This window comes from Paucibacter sp. KCTC 42545 (assembly GCF_001477625.1).
Taxonomy (GTDB): domain Bacteria; phylum Pseudomonadota; class Gammaproteobacteria; order Burkholderiales; family Burkholderiaceae_C; genus Paucibacter_A.
In genome coordinates this window covers 4,915,524-4,932,852 of the sequence record NZ_CP013692.1, presented here as the reverse complement: position 1 = coordinate 4,932,852, position 17,329 = coordinate 4,915,524, and the positions used below count along the sequence as shown (strand labels likewise).

General features: G+C 65.6%; 12 protein-coding genes. 8 read left to right on the top strand and 4 right to left on the bottom strand.

The features are described from left to right. Positions 1-104: 104 nt before the first annotated feature. Both AT984_RS21110 and AT984_RS21105 read left to right on the top strand, forming a co-directional pair. Entirely contained in the window at positions 105-1,550 is a 1,446-nt protein-coding gene (locus AT984_RS21110) for an aminotransferase-like domain-containing protein (protein WP_442952156.1), read from the top strand. A 38-nt stretch (positions 1,551-1,588) separates the two neighbouring features. Next, a complete protein-coding gene (locus tag AT984_RS21105) occupies positions 1,589-2,377 on the top strand; it encodes a fumarylacetoacetate hydrolase family protein (RefSeq protein ID WP_058721784.1) in 789 nt (262 codons plus the stop codon). A gap of 36 nt (positions 2,378-2,413) precedes the next feature. Here AT984_RS21105 and AT984_RS21100 read toward each other — a convergent pair whose 3' ends face one another. Together AT984_RS21100 and AT984_RS21095 are read right to left on the bottom strand one after the other, a co-directional pair. After that, a complete protein-coding gene (locus AT984_RS21100) occupies positions 2,414-2,830 on the bottom strand; it encodes a hypothetical protein (RefSeq protein WP_058721783.1) in 417 nt (138 codons plus the stop codon). Between the two features lie 25 nt (positions 2,831-2,855). After that, complete coding sequence (locus tag AT984_RS21095; RefSeq protein ID WP_058721782.1) at positions 2,856-4,754, bottom strand: ATP-binding cassette domain-containing protein; 1,899 nt, start codon at positions 4,752-4,754, stop codon at positions 2,856-2,858. A gap of 309 nt (positions 4,755-5,063) precedes the next feature. Between AT984_RS21095 and AT984_RS21090 the strand changes: the two genes are divergently transcribed. After that, positions 5,064-6,062 carry a tripartite tricarboxylate transporter substrate-binding protein gene (locus AT984_RS21090; protein WP_082680242.1) on the top strand — a complete coding sequence of 333 codons (999 nt, stop codon included), beginning with the start codon at positions 5,064-5,066 and terminating at the stop codon, positions 6,060-6,062. Between the two features lie 357 nt (positions 6,063-6,419). Beyond that, complete coding sequence (locus AT984_RS21085) at positions 6,420-7,427, top strand: tripartite tricarboxylate transporter substrate binding protein (protein ID WP_197418199.1); 1,008 nt, start codon at positions 6,420-6,422, stop codon at positions 7,425-7,427. 51 nt (positions 7,428-7,478) lie between these two features. Here AT984_RS21085 and AT984_RS21080 read toward each other — a convergent pair whose 3' ends face one another. Continuing rightward, positions 7,479-9,371: an amidohydrolase gene (locus AT984_RS21080; protein ID WP_058721779.1), complete on the bottom strand. Its 1,893-nt coding sequence runs from the start codon at positions 9,369-9,371 to the stop codon at positions 7,479-7,481. Positions 9,372-9,635: 264 nt separating this feature from the next. Between AT984_RS21080 and AT984_RS21070 the strand changes: the two genes are divergently transcribed. The 3 genes from AT984_RS21070 (at position 9,636) to yidD (ending at position 14,777) form a co-directional block, all read left to right on the top strand. After that, on the top strand, positions 9,636-11,024 hold the full coding sequence (locus AT984_RS21070; protein WP_058721777.1) for a WS/DGAT domain-containing protein: 1,389 nt from the start codon (positions 9,636-9,638) through the stop codon (positions 11,022-11,024). A gap of 329 nt (positions 11,025-11,353) precedes the next feature. Further along, the gene (locus tag AT984_RS21065; RefSeq protein ID WP_058721776.1) at positions 11,354-14,161 is read left to right on the top strand and encodes a M16 family metallopeptidase; all 2,808 of its coding nucleotides are present in this window, start codon (positions 11,354-11,356) and stop codon (positions 14,159-14,161) included. Positions 14,162-14,267: 106 nt separating this feature from the next. Beyond that, positions 14,268-14,777: a membrane protein insertion efficiency factor YidD gene (gene yidD / locus AT984_RS21060; RefSeq protein WP_058721775.1), complete on the top strand. Its 510-nt coding sequence runs from the start codon at positions 14,268-14,270 to the stop codon at positions 14,775-14,777. A 14-nt stretch (positions 14,778-14,791) separates the two neighbouring features. Here the strand turns inward: yidD and AT984_RS21055 are convergent, their stop codons facing one another. Continuing rightward, the gene (locus AT984_RS21055; protein WP_058721774.1) at positions 14,792-15,877 is read right to left on the bottom strand and encodes a helix-turn-helix domain-containing protein; all 1,086 of its coding nucleotides are present in this window, start codon (positions 15,875-15,877) and stop codon (positions 14,792-14,794) included. Here AT984_RS21055 and AT984_RS21050 point away from each other — a divergent pair. After that, positions 15,876-17,309 (top strand): cytochrome P450, encoded by a 1,434-nt coding sequence (locus tag AT984_RS21050; RefSeq protein ID WP_082680240.1) that lies wholly within the window; start codon positions 15,876-15,878, stop codon positions 17,307-17,309. The two genes, AT984_RS21055 and AT984_RS21050, sit on opposite strands and share 2 nt — an antisense overlap. The last annotated feature ends 20 nt before the right edge of the window (positions 17,310-17,329 follow it).

Sequence of the window (17,329 nt, the reverse complement as noted above, 5' to 3'; positions counted from 1 at the left end):
CTCACAAACTCCTTGGGCGAGGCACCTTCAATGCTGTCAGTCTATTGCCGCCAACAGCACAGAACCAGTACACTTTTCAGAACATAAAACGCATCTGTATCGGCATGAACACCAACACAAGCGGCATGGCGATGGCCGCCACCCAGGGGCTTTCGCGCCAATCCGCCACGCCCTTAGCCCAGCAATTGGCGGCCCGCTATGCCGAGCGCATTCAGCAACGCCTGATGCTGCCCGGCAGCCGCCTGCCCTCGGTGCGCGACTGCGCGCGCCAGCATGGTGTCAGTCCCTACACCGTGGTGGCCGCTTATGACCAGTTGCTGGCTCAGGGCTTGCTGGAAGCGCGCAAACAGCGCGGCTTTTTTGTCCGCGAGACGCTCGCATCCACCCAGCGGGTCAGCCGAGCCGGCCCGCAGCCCGTCAGTACGGCGCCGGTGGACGCCAGCGCGCTGATTCGCGGCATGTTCCAGGCCGATGCCAAACGTGCGCCCGGCCTGGGCACCTTGCCGGCCGAGTGGCTGGACCTGCCCATGATCCAGTCCGCCATGCGCAAGGTCTTGAACGAAGGCAGTGCCAGCGCCCAGCTGGCACTCCACTACGGCGAGCCGGCCGGGGACGCCCGCCTGCGTGAGGCCCTGGCGGCGCGCATGAGCGACCTCGGCATCGCGGCGGCACCCGAGCAAATCGTCAGCACCGTGGGCGCCACCCACGCGCTGGATCTGCTGACCCGCAGCCTGCTGCAGCCCGGCGACGCAGTACTGGTGGACGCGCCCGGCTGGGCGATTGAGTTCGCCCGCCTGAGCCAGGCCGGCATGCGCTTGCTGCCGGTGCCACGCGGCGCCGACGGCCCAGACCTGGAAGTGATGGCCCAGCTGGTGGCCCAGCATGCGCCCAAGCTCTACGTCACCGTGTCGGTGCTGCACAACCCGACCGGCAACACGCTCTCGCTGGCCAAGGCCCACCAATTGCTCAAGCTGGCGGAGAGCGCCGACTTTCAGATCGTTGAAGACGACACCTACGCTTTTCTGGCCCCCAATCACGCGCCGCGCCTGTCGGCCCTGGATGGGCTGCGGCGCACCATTTATGTGTCCGGGTTCTCGAAAATCCTCACCCCCGCCTGGCGGGTCGGCTATGTGGCGGCCAGCCCGGCACGCATCGCTACGCTGACCCAACTCAAGCTGCTGAGCACACTCACCACCAGCCCCTTGCTGGAGCGCGCCGTCGCGCATTGCCTGGAAAAAGGCTTGCTGCGCCGCCATGCCGAACGGGTGCTGACCCGGCTGGACGCGGCGCGCCAGCGCAGCTTGCGCCTGGCCGAGGCCGCGGGCTGCCACTCGGTGACGCCACCCGCCGGCCTGTTCGGCTGGCTGGACACGGGCATGGACACCGAAAAGCTGGCCCAGCAAATGATGAACGAGAACTGGCTGGTCGCCCCAGGCGCCCTGTTCAGCCCGACACGCCGACCCGGCACGCTGATGCGCATCAACTACGCCACCGCGCAAGACGCCCATTTCTGGAAATTGCTGGAGCATTGCCGCAAGAGCGGCGGCTGAAGCCTTTGCGGCCAGCACTTGCTGCGACACTCACTCGCATGACACAAGCACCGCACAGCCTCACCGATTTGTCGCAAACCTTGGCCCAGGCCTGGACCGAGGGTCAGGTCTTGCCGGCCGCCGAATGGGCGCCCAGCGTGCCCGACAGCGCCAGCGCTTACGCGGTACAAGACCAGCTGTCCGCCCGCCTAGGTTGGGCCTCAGGCCAGCAGGCGGTGAGGTTTTGGAAGAGCGGCGGCGCCAGCCGCAGCAGCGAGCTGAGCCATGCGCCGCTGGCGCCCGCCGGCGTTCGCCCAAGCCCGGCCAACTTCGCCGATCTGAGCCTGCGCGCGCCTGGCATCGAAGCCGAAATCGCCCTGCGCATCGGCGCGGACATCAGCGCACAAGAAGCCGCCCAGCTGAGCCATGCTCAGGCCATGCAGCTGGTGGACGCTTTCGCCGTTTCGGCGGAGTTGGTCAGCTCACGCTGGGCCGAAGCGGGTGAGGCGCCGGCGCTGCTGCGCCAGGCCGACTGCTTGTCGCACGGCGCTCTGGCCCTGGGGCCCTGGCAGGCTTTTGATCCCAACCAGCCGCCCGACTGGGCCGCGCTCTCATGCTGGATTCAACGCAATGATGAGGCGCCGCTACGCGCCACTGGCAGCCACCCTTTGGGCGACCCGACATGGTTGCTACCGGCTTGGCTGCGCCATCTGAGCCGAAACGGTGCCAGCATCCAGGCCGGCACGGTGGTCACCACCGGCGCCTGGTTGGTCTTGCTGGGTTTACACGCCGGCGACAAGCTCAGCCTGGGCTTTAACGGCCTTGGTGAATTGCAAATCGCGCTTTAACGCGCTTTAAAACGCGTTGCGCTTGCCTGCGCCGGCTCAGTACCAGATGCCGGTCCACAAGCCGGTGCGATACCAGGCGAACAGCATCAGCGGCAGATAGGGCAAGGCCACAGTCGGGCGCAGCAACTGGCGCAGCACCTGCGCCAGCAAGCCAGCCGTGCCGGGGCGGCTGGCCAGCCAGTCGCTGTGCAGCTGCATGGCGCCGGCCGAAAACGCATCCGTCACGCCCTTGCGCATGCCCTGCTCCACTTTCAGCAGGCGCTCGCCCAAGCGGGATTGGAAGGTCTTGAGCACGGCCTCTTGCAGCCACAGCAAGGCAATCAGGGCCAGCACCAGGCGGCCCGCATTCATCTGGGCTAGCAAAAACACGGCCGCCAGCTTGTTGGCCCAGGCCACAAATTCGTATTGCTCGAACTTGTTTTGCAGTGCCACCCATTCCTGTTGCAAGTCCATGCTTTTGCCCTTCCCAGTGCTTGGTTTACTTGGCTTCGAGAACTTCCCAGCGCTCCATCAACACCAGCAAGTCTTCGTCGATCTTGGCAGCCCGCTCGGTCACTTCGGCAATTCGCGCCGCACCCTTGGTGTAGAGCTCGGTGCCGTTGAGCAAAGCATTGAGTTGCACTTGCTCGGCCTCCAGGGCCGCGACCTTGGCGGGCAGCTCGTCCAACTCGCGCTGTTCCTTGTAGCTGAGCTTACGTGGCTTGGCCGACACCAGGGCATCGGGAGAAACCGCAGGGGCAGGAGCCGGCGCAGGCGCTGCAGCAGCAGCTGCTGCCGGGGCGGGCTCCTGCTTGGCGCGGATGGCGGCTGCGCGCTTGGACTGGATCAACCAGTCCTGCACGCCGCCTTCGTATTCGCGCCAGCGGCCGTCGCCTTCGTTGACGATGGTGCTGGTGACCACGTTGTCAAGGAAGCGGCGGTCATGGCTGACCAGGAAGACGGTGCCGTCGTAGTCGGCCAGCAGCTCTTCCAGCAGTTCCAGGGTTTCGATGTCCAGGTCGTTGGTGGGCTCGTCCAGCACCAGCACATTGGCCGGGCGGGCGAACAAGCGCGCCAGCAGCAGGCGGTTGCGCTCGCCACCAGACAAGCTCTTGACGGGCGAATTGGCACGCGCAGGTGAGAACAGGAAGTCGCCCAGATAGCTCTTCACATGCTTTTTCTGGTTGCCGATCTCGATCCACTCGCTGCCGGGGCTGATGGTGTCGGCCAGCGTGGCGTCCAAATCCAGCACATCGCGCATCTGGTCAAAGTAGGCCACATTGATCTTGCTGCCCATCTGCACTTTGCCGCTATCGGGTTCGAGCTGGCCCAGAATCATCTTCAGCAGCGTGGTCTTGCCGGCGCCGTTGGCGCCCACCAGGCCGACCTTGTCGCCGCGCAGAATGGTGGCGGTGAAGTCACGCACGATGGTGCGACCACCGTAGCTCTTGCTGACGCAGTCCAGCTCGGCCACGATCTTGCCGCTGGCGCCGCCGGTGTCGATGTCCAGCTTGACCTTGCCCTGCACATCACGGCGGGCGGCATGCTGCAAACGCATGCTTTCCAGGCGCTGAATGCGCGCCACGCTGCGGGTGCGGCGGGCTTCAACGCCCTTGCGAATCCAGATTTCTTCTTGCGCCAGGATCTTGTCGAAGCGCGCATTGAAGAGCGCCTCGTTTTCCAACTCGTAGGCCTTGGCAGCGGTGAAGGCGGCGAAGTTGCCGGGGTAGCCGCGCAGCTGGCCACGGTCCAGCTCGACGATGCGGTTGGCCACGTTGTCCAGGAAGCTGCGATCGTGGGTGATCAGCAGCAAGCTGCCCTTGAAACCGTTGAGCAACTCTTCCAGCCAGGTGATGGCATCCAAGTCCAGGTGGTTGGTTGGCTCGTCCAGCAGCAGCACATCGGGCTGGGCCACCAGGGCGCGGGCCAGGGCCACGCGCTTCTTCAAGCCGCCCGACAAGGCGCCCACAATGCGGGTGCCGTCCAGGTTCAGGCGCTGCAGGGTTTCTTCCACCCGCTGCTCCCAGTTCCAGGCGCCGAGGTGTTCGATGCGCTCGGCCACCCACTCCAGGTCGTCCTCGGGATCGTGGATCTCATAACGCTCGCGCAAGGCCTTGGCCTCGGCCACGCCCTCGCTGACCACGTCGAAGATGCTGGCTTCGGGGCGCAACTCGGGTTCTTGGGGCACGTAGACGCTGGTCAGGCCTTGCTGCAATTGCAGCAGGCCGTCATCGAGCTTGTCGATCTGGGCCAGCACCTTCAGCAGCGACGATTTGCCGGTACCGTTGCGGCCAATGAGGCCGACGCGCTCACCCGTTTCGAGCGAGAAATTGGCACCATCGAGCAAGGCAACGTGGCCGTAAGCGAGATGGGCGTTGGAGATAGATAGGACTGCCATAGCCCTCGATTGTCGTTGACGCCGCCCGCCAAACTGCCACATTTTCGAGCAAAGCAGCAAAACATCGATGGATAGGGCCCTGCCGACGATTGGCCAGTGGACATCCCCATAGTTACCCACAGCCTGGGTGGACAAAGCCGGGCTCCGCGGCGCGAGCGACGCCGCAAAAGCTCAATTCAGCCAAGGAATTGGCAAAACTGCGGATTTTGTAGTTTTGACTAGGCAGCACGACTGCCAGAATCCCGCGCTTCAGCAGACCCGCAGCATGCGCGGCTGCCATTTATTGTTGTGAACGAATCAGGTTTCCAGATGCAAAGAAGAACCATCTTGCTGGCAGGCGCCGGCGCCGCAGCGGCCTCGGCCGTGCCGGGCATGGCTCTGGCCCAAGCCAAGTCAAACGCCACGGCAGCCGCCAAACCCGCCGAAGCCTATGGTCCGCTGCGCCTGCTGGTGCCCTCGGCCCAAGGCGGCGGCTGGGACCAGACAGCTCGCGCCATGGCCGCGGCCTTGCAGGCCAGCAAGCTGGTGGAGCAGGTCGAGTTTGAGTACAAGCCCGGCAAGGGCGGCGTGCCCGGCCTGGCCTATTTCGTCGAAAAGTACGCCGGCCAACCCAATACCTTGATGGTGGGCGGCATGGTGATGCTGGGCGCGATTGCCCTGAACCGCGCCACCGTGGACATGCGCCGGGTCACACCCATCGCCCGCCTGACGGCCGATTCGCTGGTGGTGATGGTGCCCAAGAACTCGCCCCTGCGCAGCCAGGGCGAGTTGAATGAGAAGCTCAAAGCCGCGCCGGCCTCGATTCGCTTCGGCGGCGGCAGCGCCGGCGGTGTCGACCATATGCTGATGGGCATGATGGGTCGCGCCCTCGAAGTGCCCCCGGCTAGCTTGCACTACCAGGCTTATGCCGGCGGCGGCGAGTTGGTGGCGGCCTTGAGCAAGGGCGAGCTGGACGTGGGCATCAGCGGCTTTTCGGAAGCCAAGCAAGCCCTGGACAGCGGCGCCGTACGCGCCCTGGCCATTTCCAGCCGCGCCGACAGTGACGGCATCCGCTCCCTGCGCAGCCAGGGCGTGGCCACCGATATGGCCAACTGGCGCGGCCTGTTCGCCCCGCCCGGCCTGGACCCCGCGCAGATTCAAAAGCATATGGTCCTGAGCAGCGCCTTGAATGCCAGCCCGGCCTGGGCCGCCGAGCTGAAAAAGAACCGTTGGGCCAATGCCTTCACCAGCGGTGCGCCTTTTGCCGAACTGGTGGAAACCGAGCAGACCACCGCACGTGTGGTGCTACACCTGCTGAAGCTGGGCTAAGCGCAAGACAAAGGGGCCGGCAACGGCCCTTTTTTTTCGTCGGCAAGCCATCCCTGCGCGTGGAACTCAGCACCCCCTGCAGATGAATCATCCGGCCTTGATGCGCCCAGGGCCAGGCGGACAAGCTGGGAGCGAGCCGCGTACCCGGCGCAGCCCCGGGCCTGCCTGGCATCTGGCGGCATGCGGCATGCGGCTGAACCGCCCGGCCAATGTTTGCACCCGATCCAGCCAAAGAATTGCCGAAACCGTGACTTCCTTGGCATGGGCTGGGCTAAGCGCCTGCCAGAATTCCGCGCTTCGGCAGACTTGGCAGCACGCGAGGCTGCCCTTTCTTTTGAACGAAGTCTGGGTATCAAGATGCAAAGAAGAACCATATTGCTGGCAGGCGCCGGCGCTGCAGCGGCCTCGGCCTCGGCCTTGCCGGGTGTGAGCCTGGCGCAAGCCAAGTCGAATGCTGCAGCGGCAGCCACCAAGTCCGCCGAAGCCTATGGTCCGCTGCGCCTGCTGGTGCCCGCGGCGCAAGGCAGCGGCTGGGATCAGACCGCACGCGCCATGGCCTCGGCCCTGCAGGCCAGCAAGCTGGTGGAGCAGGTTGAGTTTGAATACAAGCCCGGCAAGGGCGGCGTGCCCGGCTTGGCTTACTTCGTCGAAAAGTACGCTGGCCAACCCAATACCTTGATGGTGAGCGGCATGGTGATGCTGGGTGCCATCGCCCTGAACCGCGCCACCGTGGACATGCGCCGGGTGACACCGATCGCCCGCCTGACCGCCAGCTCGCTGGTGGTGATCGTGCCCAAAAACTCGCCCCTGCGCAGCCAGGCCGATCTGAGCGCCAAGCTCAAGACGGCACCCGCGAGCATCCGTTTCGGCGGCGGCAGCGCCGGTGGCGTTGACCACATGTTGATGGGCATGATGGGCCGCGCCCTGGAGGTTCCGCCGGCCAACCTGAGCTACCAGCCCTTTGCCGGCGGCGGCGAATTGCTGACGGCCATGGGCAAGGGTGAGCTGGATGTGGGCATCACCGGTTTCTCGGAAGCCAAACAAGCTCTGGACAGCGGCGCGGTGCGCGCCCTGGCCATTTCCAGCCGTGCCGACAGCGATGGCATCCGCTCCCTGCGCAGCCAGGGCGTGGCCACCGATATTTCCAACTGGCGCGGCCTATTCGCCCCGCCCGGCCTGGACCCGGCCCAAATTCAAAAGCACATCCGCCTGAGCGCAGCCTTGAACGCCAGCCCGGCCTGGGTGGCCGAGCTGAAAAAGAACCGCTGGAGCAATGCCTACACCAGCGGCGCGCCCTTCGCCGAACTGGTGGAAACCGAGCAGACGACAGCACGCGTGGTGCTGCACCTGCTGAAGCTGGGTTAAGCGCAAAACAAAGGGGGCCAACAAGGCCCCCTTTTTTTGCTCGTCAAGCCATCAATGCGTGTGGCCTTCAGCAGCCCCATGCAAATGAATCATTCCGGCCTCCCCCAAGGCCCGGCTGGCCAGGCGGAAGCAATCCGCTGACTCGGCGCAGCCTTGAGCTTGCGCCGTCTGGCCTTTGGCCGCGTTGGCCTTTCCGGCGCGCAGATAAACCGTCTGCCCTTCCTTGATCGTCTCTATGACCTTGATGCTCGCGATCTTCAGGCGCGGGTAGGTCAAGGGGTTCTTGTCCAGCAGCACAAAGTCGGCCAGCTTGCCGACTTCGATGCTGCCCTTATCTGCCTCCTCAAAGTGCTGATACGCCGCCCACAAAGTCATGGCCTTGATGCCGACGATGGGCTCGACGCGGTGCTCTGGGCCTAACACCTTGCCCGTGCGGGTGGTGCGATTCACCGTGGCCGAGAGCACCCGCAAGGTATCCGGCAAGGCCACCGGCGCATCGTGGTGGGAGCTGAACTTGATCCCGCGCGCCATCATCCAACCGGTGGGCGAGATATTGGCGGCACGCTCGGGGCCCAGCACCGAGTCACGGTGCCAGTCGCCCCAGTAGAAGGTGTGCATGGGGAAGAGCGAGGGGAACACGCCCTGGGCCTGCAACAAGTCCATCTGATCGGCGCGCAGCGTCTGGCCATGGATCATGACCGGGCGGCGGTCCACGCCCCCAGGCACGGTCTCGGCCGCGACCTTGATGGCGTTCAGATATTGCGCAATCGCCGCATCACCATTGGTGTGCGCCAGCACCTGCCAGCCATTCTTGAAGGCCTTGGTGACCAGGGCGTTGGCCTCTTCATCCTTGAAGGTGGCGTAACCAGCGTAGCTGGCGGGCTCGCCCTCCGGGACTTTGTAATAGGGCTTGCTCAGCCAGGCGGTCTTGCCCTGGGGTGAGCCGTCGAAGTTGAGTTTGACGCCGCCGATGCGGAAGTGATCGCGGTATTTGCGGCTCTGCCAGGGGCTGCGCAGCAGCGGGTCCTCGGCCGAGACCGCCAAGTCCGGGTAAGCCACCACATCGATCTTGAGCTTGCCGGACTCGGCCGCCTTGGGCAAGAGGCTCAGGGTGCCGGGGTCGGTGCGGCCGTCTTGCGCCGTGGTGTGGCCAAAGCTCATATAGAGCTGCTGGCCGGCCTCGAGCAAGGCCATGCTCTCGCCCGCGCCCAGCTTGGCCAGGAATTGATACAGGGCCGCGAAGTGGGCGGTTTCTTCCAGCACGCCATTGGGCTCTTGCGAACCGGCTTCGCGGCGGATCTTGCCGCCTTGCGGATCTTTGGATGCCGCCGACAGGCCGGCCAGCTCAAGCGCGCGGCTGTTGTAGGCGCTGAGGTGGCCGGACTGATGAATCACGATCACCGGCAGCGTGGTGGAAACGGCGTCCAAGTCCTGGCGCGTCGGGTGGCGCTGCTCTTTGAGCTGGGAGTCGTCATAGCCGAAGCCGACGATCAGGCCGTACTTGCCCGGCAGCGGCGAGGCCGCGGCCCAGTCCTTCAAGGTTTTCTGCAGCGCCGGGATCGAGCTATTGCGGCCATCCGGTGGCGGCAAGGCATTGGCAGCCACGGCCTGCAGGCCCACGCTACTCATATGGCCATGGGCGTCGATGAAGCCGGGCAGCATGGTCTTGCCCTTGAGGTCGACCAAGCGGGTCTTGGCGCCCTTGAATTCATGCGTGAGCTGGGCCTTGTTGCCCACGCCGACGATGCGGCCGGCGCGAATGGCCACGGCCTGCGCGCTCGGCTGGGCGTCGTTGACGGTGACGATGGGACCACCGAAATAGATCGCGTCGGCCGGCTCATCGTCCACGCAGTCTTCACAGGCGCGGGCTGCCCCTGCGCCGAGCAAGCTGAGTGCCAAACCCGCCAGGGCAGCTGCCGCCCATCGATGATTATTGAAACCCACGACCGTCCCCTTTTGAATTGCTGTGCCGCCATATTAGGGCAAGGCGGAGCCAGTCCCGCATGCGCTGCGCGTCCCCGTTTCGAGCGTCCAAAGCTAGGCCTTGACCGGGGCAGACGCTGAAGCTGGGGTTGACCCGCCCGATCGAATGGAGGGTACCCAAAACCATGAACTTGGCTCGCAAAGTCAGCGCCAAGGCGGCGCTCCTGCGCATCATGGCGACGCCATCTAAACGCCTCAAAAGCAGTCACAAAACGTGGGCCCACCATGAACCCCTTCGAATTCGCTCCCATGACGCGCCGCGACTATTCCTGGTTCCGCATGGACGCGGGCAAGAACCTGATGGTGATCAATAGCGTGCTCGTTTTCGAGGGCCGGCTCGACTTCGAGGAACTGCGCGCCACCATCGAGCACCGCCTGCCCAACTACCCACGCTTCACCCAGGTCGTGGCCAAGCGCAATGGCGCGCCTTGCTGGGTGCGCGACCCGGCGTTCGACATCCGCCGCCATGTGGAGTTCACCCAGCTGGATCAGGAATTCAACGACGCCGAACTGCAGCAGCACTTCGCCGCCCAGGCCCTGCACGCCCTGCCGCATGAGCGGCCGCTCTGGCATATGCAGGTGGTGCAGCATCGCGGCAGCGGCTATGCCATCGTGTTCCGCCTGCACCACTGCATCACCGACGGCGAAGGCCTGATGCATGTGCTCAAGCACCTCACCGACGACAGCCATGACCACGGCTTTGCGCCCGCCCTCGAAGGTCACCCCCAGCATTGCCGCGCGGTGGTCAACCCGATTTGCAAGAAGGCGCAGCGCCTGCTGTTCTGGAGCCGGATCAGCGCGCAACTGGCGCGCCTGACCTTGCTGCGCCCCGATCTGCGCACCCGCCTGAAGGCGCCGCTGAGTCGCGAGAAATCCTTGCTGCTGCTGCCCCCGCTGGACCTGGCCATGCTGCGCAGCGTGGCCAAGCGCATGAATGCCACCATCAACGATGTCTGGGTGGCGGCGGTGGCCGGCGCGCTGCGGCAATACCTGCAAGAGCAAGGCGAGCGGGTTGATGAGCGTGCGGTGCGCGGCGCCGTCACCTTCAATCTGCGCAACAAGGGCGATGCCTTCTTGCTGGGCAACCACTTCGGCCTGGTGGCCGTGGACCTGCCCACCCGCGAGGCCGACGCCAGCGAGCAACTGCGCCAAACCAATCGCCATATGCGCGCCATCAAGGCCTCGCACCAGCCGCATGCCACCATGTTCTTCCTCACGCTCACCGGCTTTTTGCCGCGCCTGCTGCAGAACCTGCTGCTGAAGATCTTCACCAGCAAAGGCTCGGTGGTGTTGACCAATGTGGAAGGCCCGACGCAGCTGCGCTATCTGGCCGGTGCGCGCTTAAGCCGCATGGCGTGCTGGGTGCCGCAGGCCGGCACCATGGGCGTGGGCTTTGCTTTGATGTCTTATGCCGGCCAGATTCAGGTCAGCCTGTTTGCCGACCATGCCCAGGTGGCCGACGCGCCGCGCCTGATGGCGCTGGTGGGCGAGGCCTTCACGCGGCTGGAACTCGCCACCCGCGAGCAAGCAGCGCCGGCCACCAGCCCCGAGCCCCTGCCGGCCCAAGCCCTGGCCGGGGCGGACGCGCTGCTGAGCTCGGGAAGCTCTGCATAAATCGGGGCGAGGCCATGTAGTGCGGATCGGGATGGGCTGCAAGGCGCAATTTGAAGCCAATAGCCGTAGCTATTGGCGAGAAGTGCAAGGCCGCAGACCGCCCGAGGCCGCGCTGGCATGGGCCGGCCTGATTTGTGCAGAGCTTCCCTAGCCCAAGCGCGCAAAAGTTAACGCTTTGTTCATGGCGGGCGGCCTGCAGCCGCCCCGAGGTGAAGAGTGCCTGGCGCCAGCAAGAAGGCCTCCTTGGGCCTGCCTATACTGGGCCGCTTGCCCGCCAGCCTACCCCGCAGGCAGGCAAGACCTGACACCCACATCCTCGGAGCCATTCGATGCGTTTGCGTACCACCGCTTTTCTGATCGCCGCTGCCCTGGGCAGCCTGAGCCTGTATCCGGCCGCTGACGCCTTTGCCCAAAGCCCTGCCCCAGCTGCCGCACCGGCTGCAGCCACAGCGGGCGCCACTGCCAAGGCCCAGCAAACCGCCTTGGTCGAGGGCATCACCGAATACCGCCTGCCCAACGGCCTGCGCGTGCTGCTGGCGCCCGACGCCTCCAAGCCCACCACCACGGTGAACATCACCTATCTGGTCGGCAGCCGGCATGAGAACTACGGCGAAACCGGCATGGCGCATTTGCTTGAGCACATGGTGTTCAAGGGCACACCCACGCGCGGCAACATCATGCAAGAGCTGGGCAAGCGCGGCATGCAGTTCAACGGCACCACGTTTTACGACCGCACCAACTACTTCGAAACCTTCCCCGCCAATGAAGAAAGCCTGATCTGGGCGCTGGAGATGGAAGCCGACCGCATGGTGAACAGCTATGTGGCGCGCAAGGATCTGGAGACCGAGTTCTCGGTGGTGCGCAACGAGATGGAGATGGGCGAGAACAGCCCGCAGCGCTCGCTGTGGCAAGCCATGGCCGCCGCCGCCTTCGATTGGCATAACTACGGCAAGAGCACCATCGGCGCCCGTACTGACGTCGAGAACGTCAAGATCGAAAACCTGCAAGCCTTCTACCACCAGTACTACCAGCCCGACAACGCGGTGCTGCTGGTCTCGGGCAAGTTCGACCCGGCCAAGACTCTGGCGCAGATTGAACGCGTCTTCGGCGCGCTGCCCAAGCCCAGCCGCGCGCTGGCGCCCACCTACACCCAAGACCCGGTGCAAAACGGCGCCCGCGAAGTAACGCTGAGTCGCAACGGCGACACCCAGCTGGCCGCCGTGCTGTATCGCAGCGCTGCCGCCAGCCATGCCGATTCCGCCGCCATGGCCGCCCTGGCCGAGGTGCTGGCCAACTCACCCAACGGTCGCCTGCACAAGAGCTTGGTGGAGGGCAAGAAGGCCGTCTCCATCGCGCCCTGGAACTTCGAGCTGGCGGAGCCCGGCTACATCATCTTCATGGCCGAGCTGGGCAAGACCCAGAAGTTGGCCGAGGCTCGCAGCACCCTGATCGCCGGCCTGGAGCAAATCAAGAGCAAGCCCATCACCGAACTCGAACTCAAGCGCGCCAAGGCCAGCTTGCTGAGCGAGATCGAAAAAACCATGAACGACCCGCAGCGCCTGGGCGTGCAGCTGTCGGAGTCGATCGCCTCGGGCGACTGGCGTTTGTTCTTCCTGCAGCGTGACCGCATCGAGGCACTGACCGTGGCCGACCTGCAGCGCGTGGCCGAGAACTACTTCAAGGAAAGCAACCGCACCTACGGCCAGTTCGTGCCCACCAAGGCGCCCGACCGCGCCGTGATGCCGGCCGCCGTGGACGTGGCCAAGCTGGTGACCGGCTACCAAGGCCGTGCCGCCGTGGCCGAGGGCGAAAACTTTGACACCAGCCCCGCCAATATCGAACAGCGCACCCTGCGCAGCGCCCTGCCCAATGGCATGAAGCTGGCCCTGACCGCCAAGAAGACACGCGGCGAAACCGTCAGCGGCTCCCTGCGCCTGGACTTTGGCGACGCCAAGAGCCTGACGAACCAGGCCACCACCGCCGCCATGACCGCCGAGCTGCTGAACCGCGGCGCCGGCAAGCTCAGCCGCGCCGACATCGCCGCCAAGCTCGACGAGCTGAAGGCGCGCTTGCAAATCAGCGGCAGCGGCCAGACCGTCAATGTGCAGTTCGACACCACCCGCAAAAACCTGCCCGCCGTGCTGGACTTGCTGCGCGAAATCTTGCGTGCGCCCACCTTCCCGGCCAGCGAGTTTGAGCAGTCGGTGAAAGAGAACCTGGCCCAGATCGATGCGCAGCGCAGCGAGCCCCAAGCCATGGCATCACAAGCCCTGGACAAGGCCCGCGACCCCTACGCCAAGGGCGATGTGCGCGGCTTCATGAGCTTTGACGACAGCGCGGCCCAGCTCAAGAGCCTGAAGCTCGAAGATGTGAAGCGCTTCTGGAGCAACTTCTACGGCGCCGACAACGCCAAGCTGGCCCTGGTCGGCGACTTCGACAATGCCGAGGCGCAAGCCCAACTCAAGGCCTTGTTCGGCGACTGGAAGAGCAAGAGCAAGTTCGCCCGTCTGGTCAGCGAGCCCAGCGCCATCAAGCCCGGCGTGATTCAACTCGAAGCGCCCGACAAGGCCAATGCCTTCTACATCGCCGCCCTGCCGCTCGCGCTGAAGGACGACGCGCCGGACTATGTGCCGCTGGCCCTGGCCAACAAGGTGCTGGGTGGTGGCGTCAAGTCGCGCCTGCTGGACCGTCTGCGCCAAAAGGAAGGCATCAGCTACGGTGCGGGCAGCCAGCTCAGCGCCGGCAGCTTTGAGCCCGTCGGCGCCGCGCTGATGTTTGCGATCTACGCCCCGCAAAACCTGGCTCGGGTGCAAGCCGCCGTCAGCGAAGAGCTGGCCCTGCTGATCAAGGACGGCATCAGCGCCGCCGAACTGGCCGACGCCAAGCAAGCCCTGCTGGAGCAATCCAAGATCGGCCGCGCCCAAGACGCCAGCCTGGCCGGCAGCCTGGTCAGCCAGCTGCACACCGGCCGCAATATGAGCTTCTCGCAGCAGCGCGAAGATCAGATCAGCAAGGCCACACTGGACGAAGTCAACGCCGCGCTGCGCAAGGCCATTGACCCGGCCAAGTTCCTGCACATCTATGCCGGCGACTTTGCGGCCGCCGCCAAGAAGGCTGCAGCCACAGACGGCAAGTAAGCAGGCAAGCCCTGACCCTCAGCTGCATTTGAGCTGACCCACGGCCCGCGCCGTGGCCCCGCCAGGGGCTGCGTCTCGGGCCGTTTTCATTCCCCCAAAAAATCTCATGCGAATTCTTGCCTTGGGTCTGATCCGCGCTTACCAGCGCTGGCTGTCCCCGTACAAAGGCTTCAGCTGTGCCTACCGCGTGCACTGCGGCCGCGCCAGTTGCTCCGCCCTGGGCTATCGGGTGATACGCCGCCATGGCTGCTGGCAGGGCCTGGGTCTGCTGCGCGAACGCTTGCGGCGCTGCGGCATCGCGCACCGCCGCTACGGCTGCGCGCCCGCGCCTCGCCTGGCCCAGATCAGCCAACGCGGGCTTTGCGATGCAGGCTGCGACCTGCCGGTGGACTGCCCTACTTGCGACATCCCCAGCGGCCGCGTGTTCTCGGGCCTGTGTGATGCCTTGTCATGGTGTGACTGCTGCAACGGCTGCAACGGCTGCAGCGGCTGTGATTGGCCGAGCCGGCGGCAGACCAAGGCGCAAAGTGCGCGTGAGCGCTGGGCGGAGAGGCGCAGGCATTTGCCACCCAAGCAGAGCGAGCGCAAGCCAAATCAAGACAAGCTGGCGCCCTAAGGCTTCGCGCTGAGCTAGCTCCAGATCCGATAAGCCCAGAACGCCTCATGCGACTCGATGCGCTGGCGCAAAAGCTCGGGGCTGAAGCCGGTGACGCGGCGGGTTTCGCGGCACAGATGGGCTTGGTCTGCGTAGCCCGATTCATAGGCCAGATCGGTCCACACCACCTGACCGCGCTCCAGCGCTTCGCGCACGCGGAAAAAGCTTTGCTCTGCGCGACTCACCGATTGCAGCTGACGCAGGGACTGGCCGCTCCAAGCCTTGATGCGGCGCTCCACCTGCCGCATGCTGCGGCCCTTGCCGGCGGCGATGGCGCGCACCGCCAGCGCCTCCATCCAATCGCGATAACGCGGCATATCGTGGCCGCCCTCGGCGCGGCATTGCTGCCAGCGCGGCTGCAAAAAGTCTTCGAACACACGCACCCGGCTGGCGTCATCCGCAGCGGCTTGCACGGCGGCTGACATGGCTTGCCAATCGGCGCCCAGATGCGCGTGCAAGGGCAAGACGGCGTCTTGGCATTGCAGCAGGTCCAGGCCGGTCAGCACCTTGAAGGCATCCGGCATCAGCACCACGACAAAGCTGTGGCCGGGGCCGAAGGTGCGGAACTTGGTGGGCCGGCTGTGCGGGCCGGCCAGAAACGGCAGCTCGGGCAAGAAGCGCAAGCCGCGCTCTTGCTGCGCCAGCTCATCGCCCGGCTCACACAGCACCTCGGCGCACTGGCCCTGCAAAAACCAGGTGATGGTGCAAACCGGCGAGACCGGAAACCAGGTGCTGCGCTGCGCCGGGCTCAAATCCACGGCAGCGCGCAAATCGCGCGTCATATAGCCGCGCACGCAGGAACCCAGGCTCAGGCGCGGCGGGATCAGGCTGGCGCGTGTCAGCGGATGCAGGCCCGGCTCACCCAAGCTGGCTGCAGGGCGCTGAAGCGGATCATCAAGATCAAGGCAAGCTTCCGCGCTGGGATCAGCGCATAGTTCAGAGTATGAATCGGCAGGCTCGGCATGCATGGTGGCGTCCAGTGTAGGGGTGCGTCCAGCCACTGCGGCGATGTCGTTTTCGTTCAAGACAGGGGCGCTGCGGGTGGCCAAGATGGCGGCCATGAACAACACCGTCAAGACCGTGCCCGAACCGTCCACTAGCCCCACACGGCCAGCCCTGCCCCCTGGCCCGGCCTGCCGCTGGTTCGGCCTGCCGCAGCTGCGCGCCATGGGGCGCGACTACCTCGGCTTTTTGCAGGGCGTGCAGCGCCAGCATGGCGATGTGGTCTATATGCGGCTGGCGCAGTTCCGCGACTACAGCTTCTTCCACCCCGATGCGGTGCGCGAATTATTGGTGGCAGCGCATGCGGGCCTGATCCGCTGGGAGCGCGGCACCGAGGTGATGGCCGCCGCCCACGGGCACAGCGTGCTGATTGCCGAAGGCCACGCCTGGCAGCGCAAGCGCCAGATGCTGCTGCCGGGCTTTGCGCCCAAACGGGTGACGGCGCTGGCGCCGCTCATCGTGCAAGCCGGTGAGGCGGCTCTCGCCAAGTGGCCGCAAGCGCATGGGGATGCGCCCGTGGTGCTGAACTTTGAACATGCCATGACCGAGCTGACCATGGACGTGATTCTGCGCACCACCTTCAGCTGCAGCGCCACGCCACTGGCCCGCGCCGCCGAGTCCGCCCTGCGCGTGCTCAGCCAAGAGGGCTTCCGCGAGATGTTCTACCCCGTCAGCGCGCCGCTGTGGGCGCCCTGGAAGCGCGCCAAGCGGCAAGCCCTGCGGGTGTTGAATGAGCTGGTGGAGGGCCAGATTGCCGCCCGCCGCCGCTTCCTGGCCGAGGGCCACACCGGGCCGCAAGATTTGCTGGGCATGCTGCTGGATTTGCGCGACGAACAAGACCAGGCCCTCAGCGACAAAGAGCTGCGCGACGAGTGCATGACCACCTTCTTGGCGGGCCATGAAACCAGCGCCGTGGCGCTCACCTGGTGGGCCTGGTGCATGGCCAGCCACCCGGCGGCCGCCGCGCAGGCGAGTGCCGAAGTTCAGGCTTTGCTGGGCCCCGAGCAACGCGCCCCGGCTTTTGCCGATGTGGCCGCCCTGCCCTATTTGGGGCAAACCATCAAGGAAGCGCTGCGCCTGTTCCCGCCCGCCCCGGCCCTGCTGACCCGACGCTGCACGCAGGCCCTGGACATCGGCCCCTGGCATTTACCCAAGGGCAGCATGATCCGGCTCACGCCCGGCGTGATGCACCGCGACCCGCGCTGGTTTCCCGAGCCTGATGCCTTCATGCCCGAGCGCTTTGCGGCGGACGCGGCGCACGCCATCCCGCGCGGCGCCTATATGCCCTTCGGCGCGGGGCCGCGCGTCTGCCTGGGTCAGCATTTCGCCATGACCGAGATCACCTTGATCGCGGCCCTGCTGCTGCAACGCTTCCGCTTCTCACCCGTGCCCGGCGCCGAACCGCCACGGCCGACGCTCAACATCACTTTGCGGCCGCACGAGCCGCTGCATCTGCGCTTGCATCGGCGCTTGGATGCTCGGGCTGATTGACGGGCGCCGCCTCGGGCAGG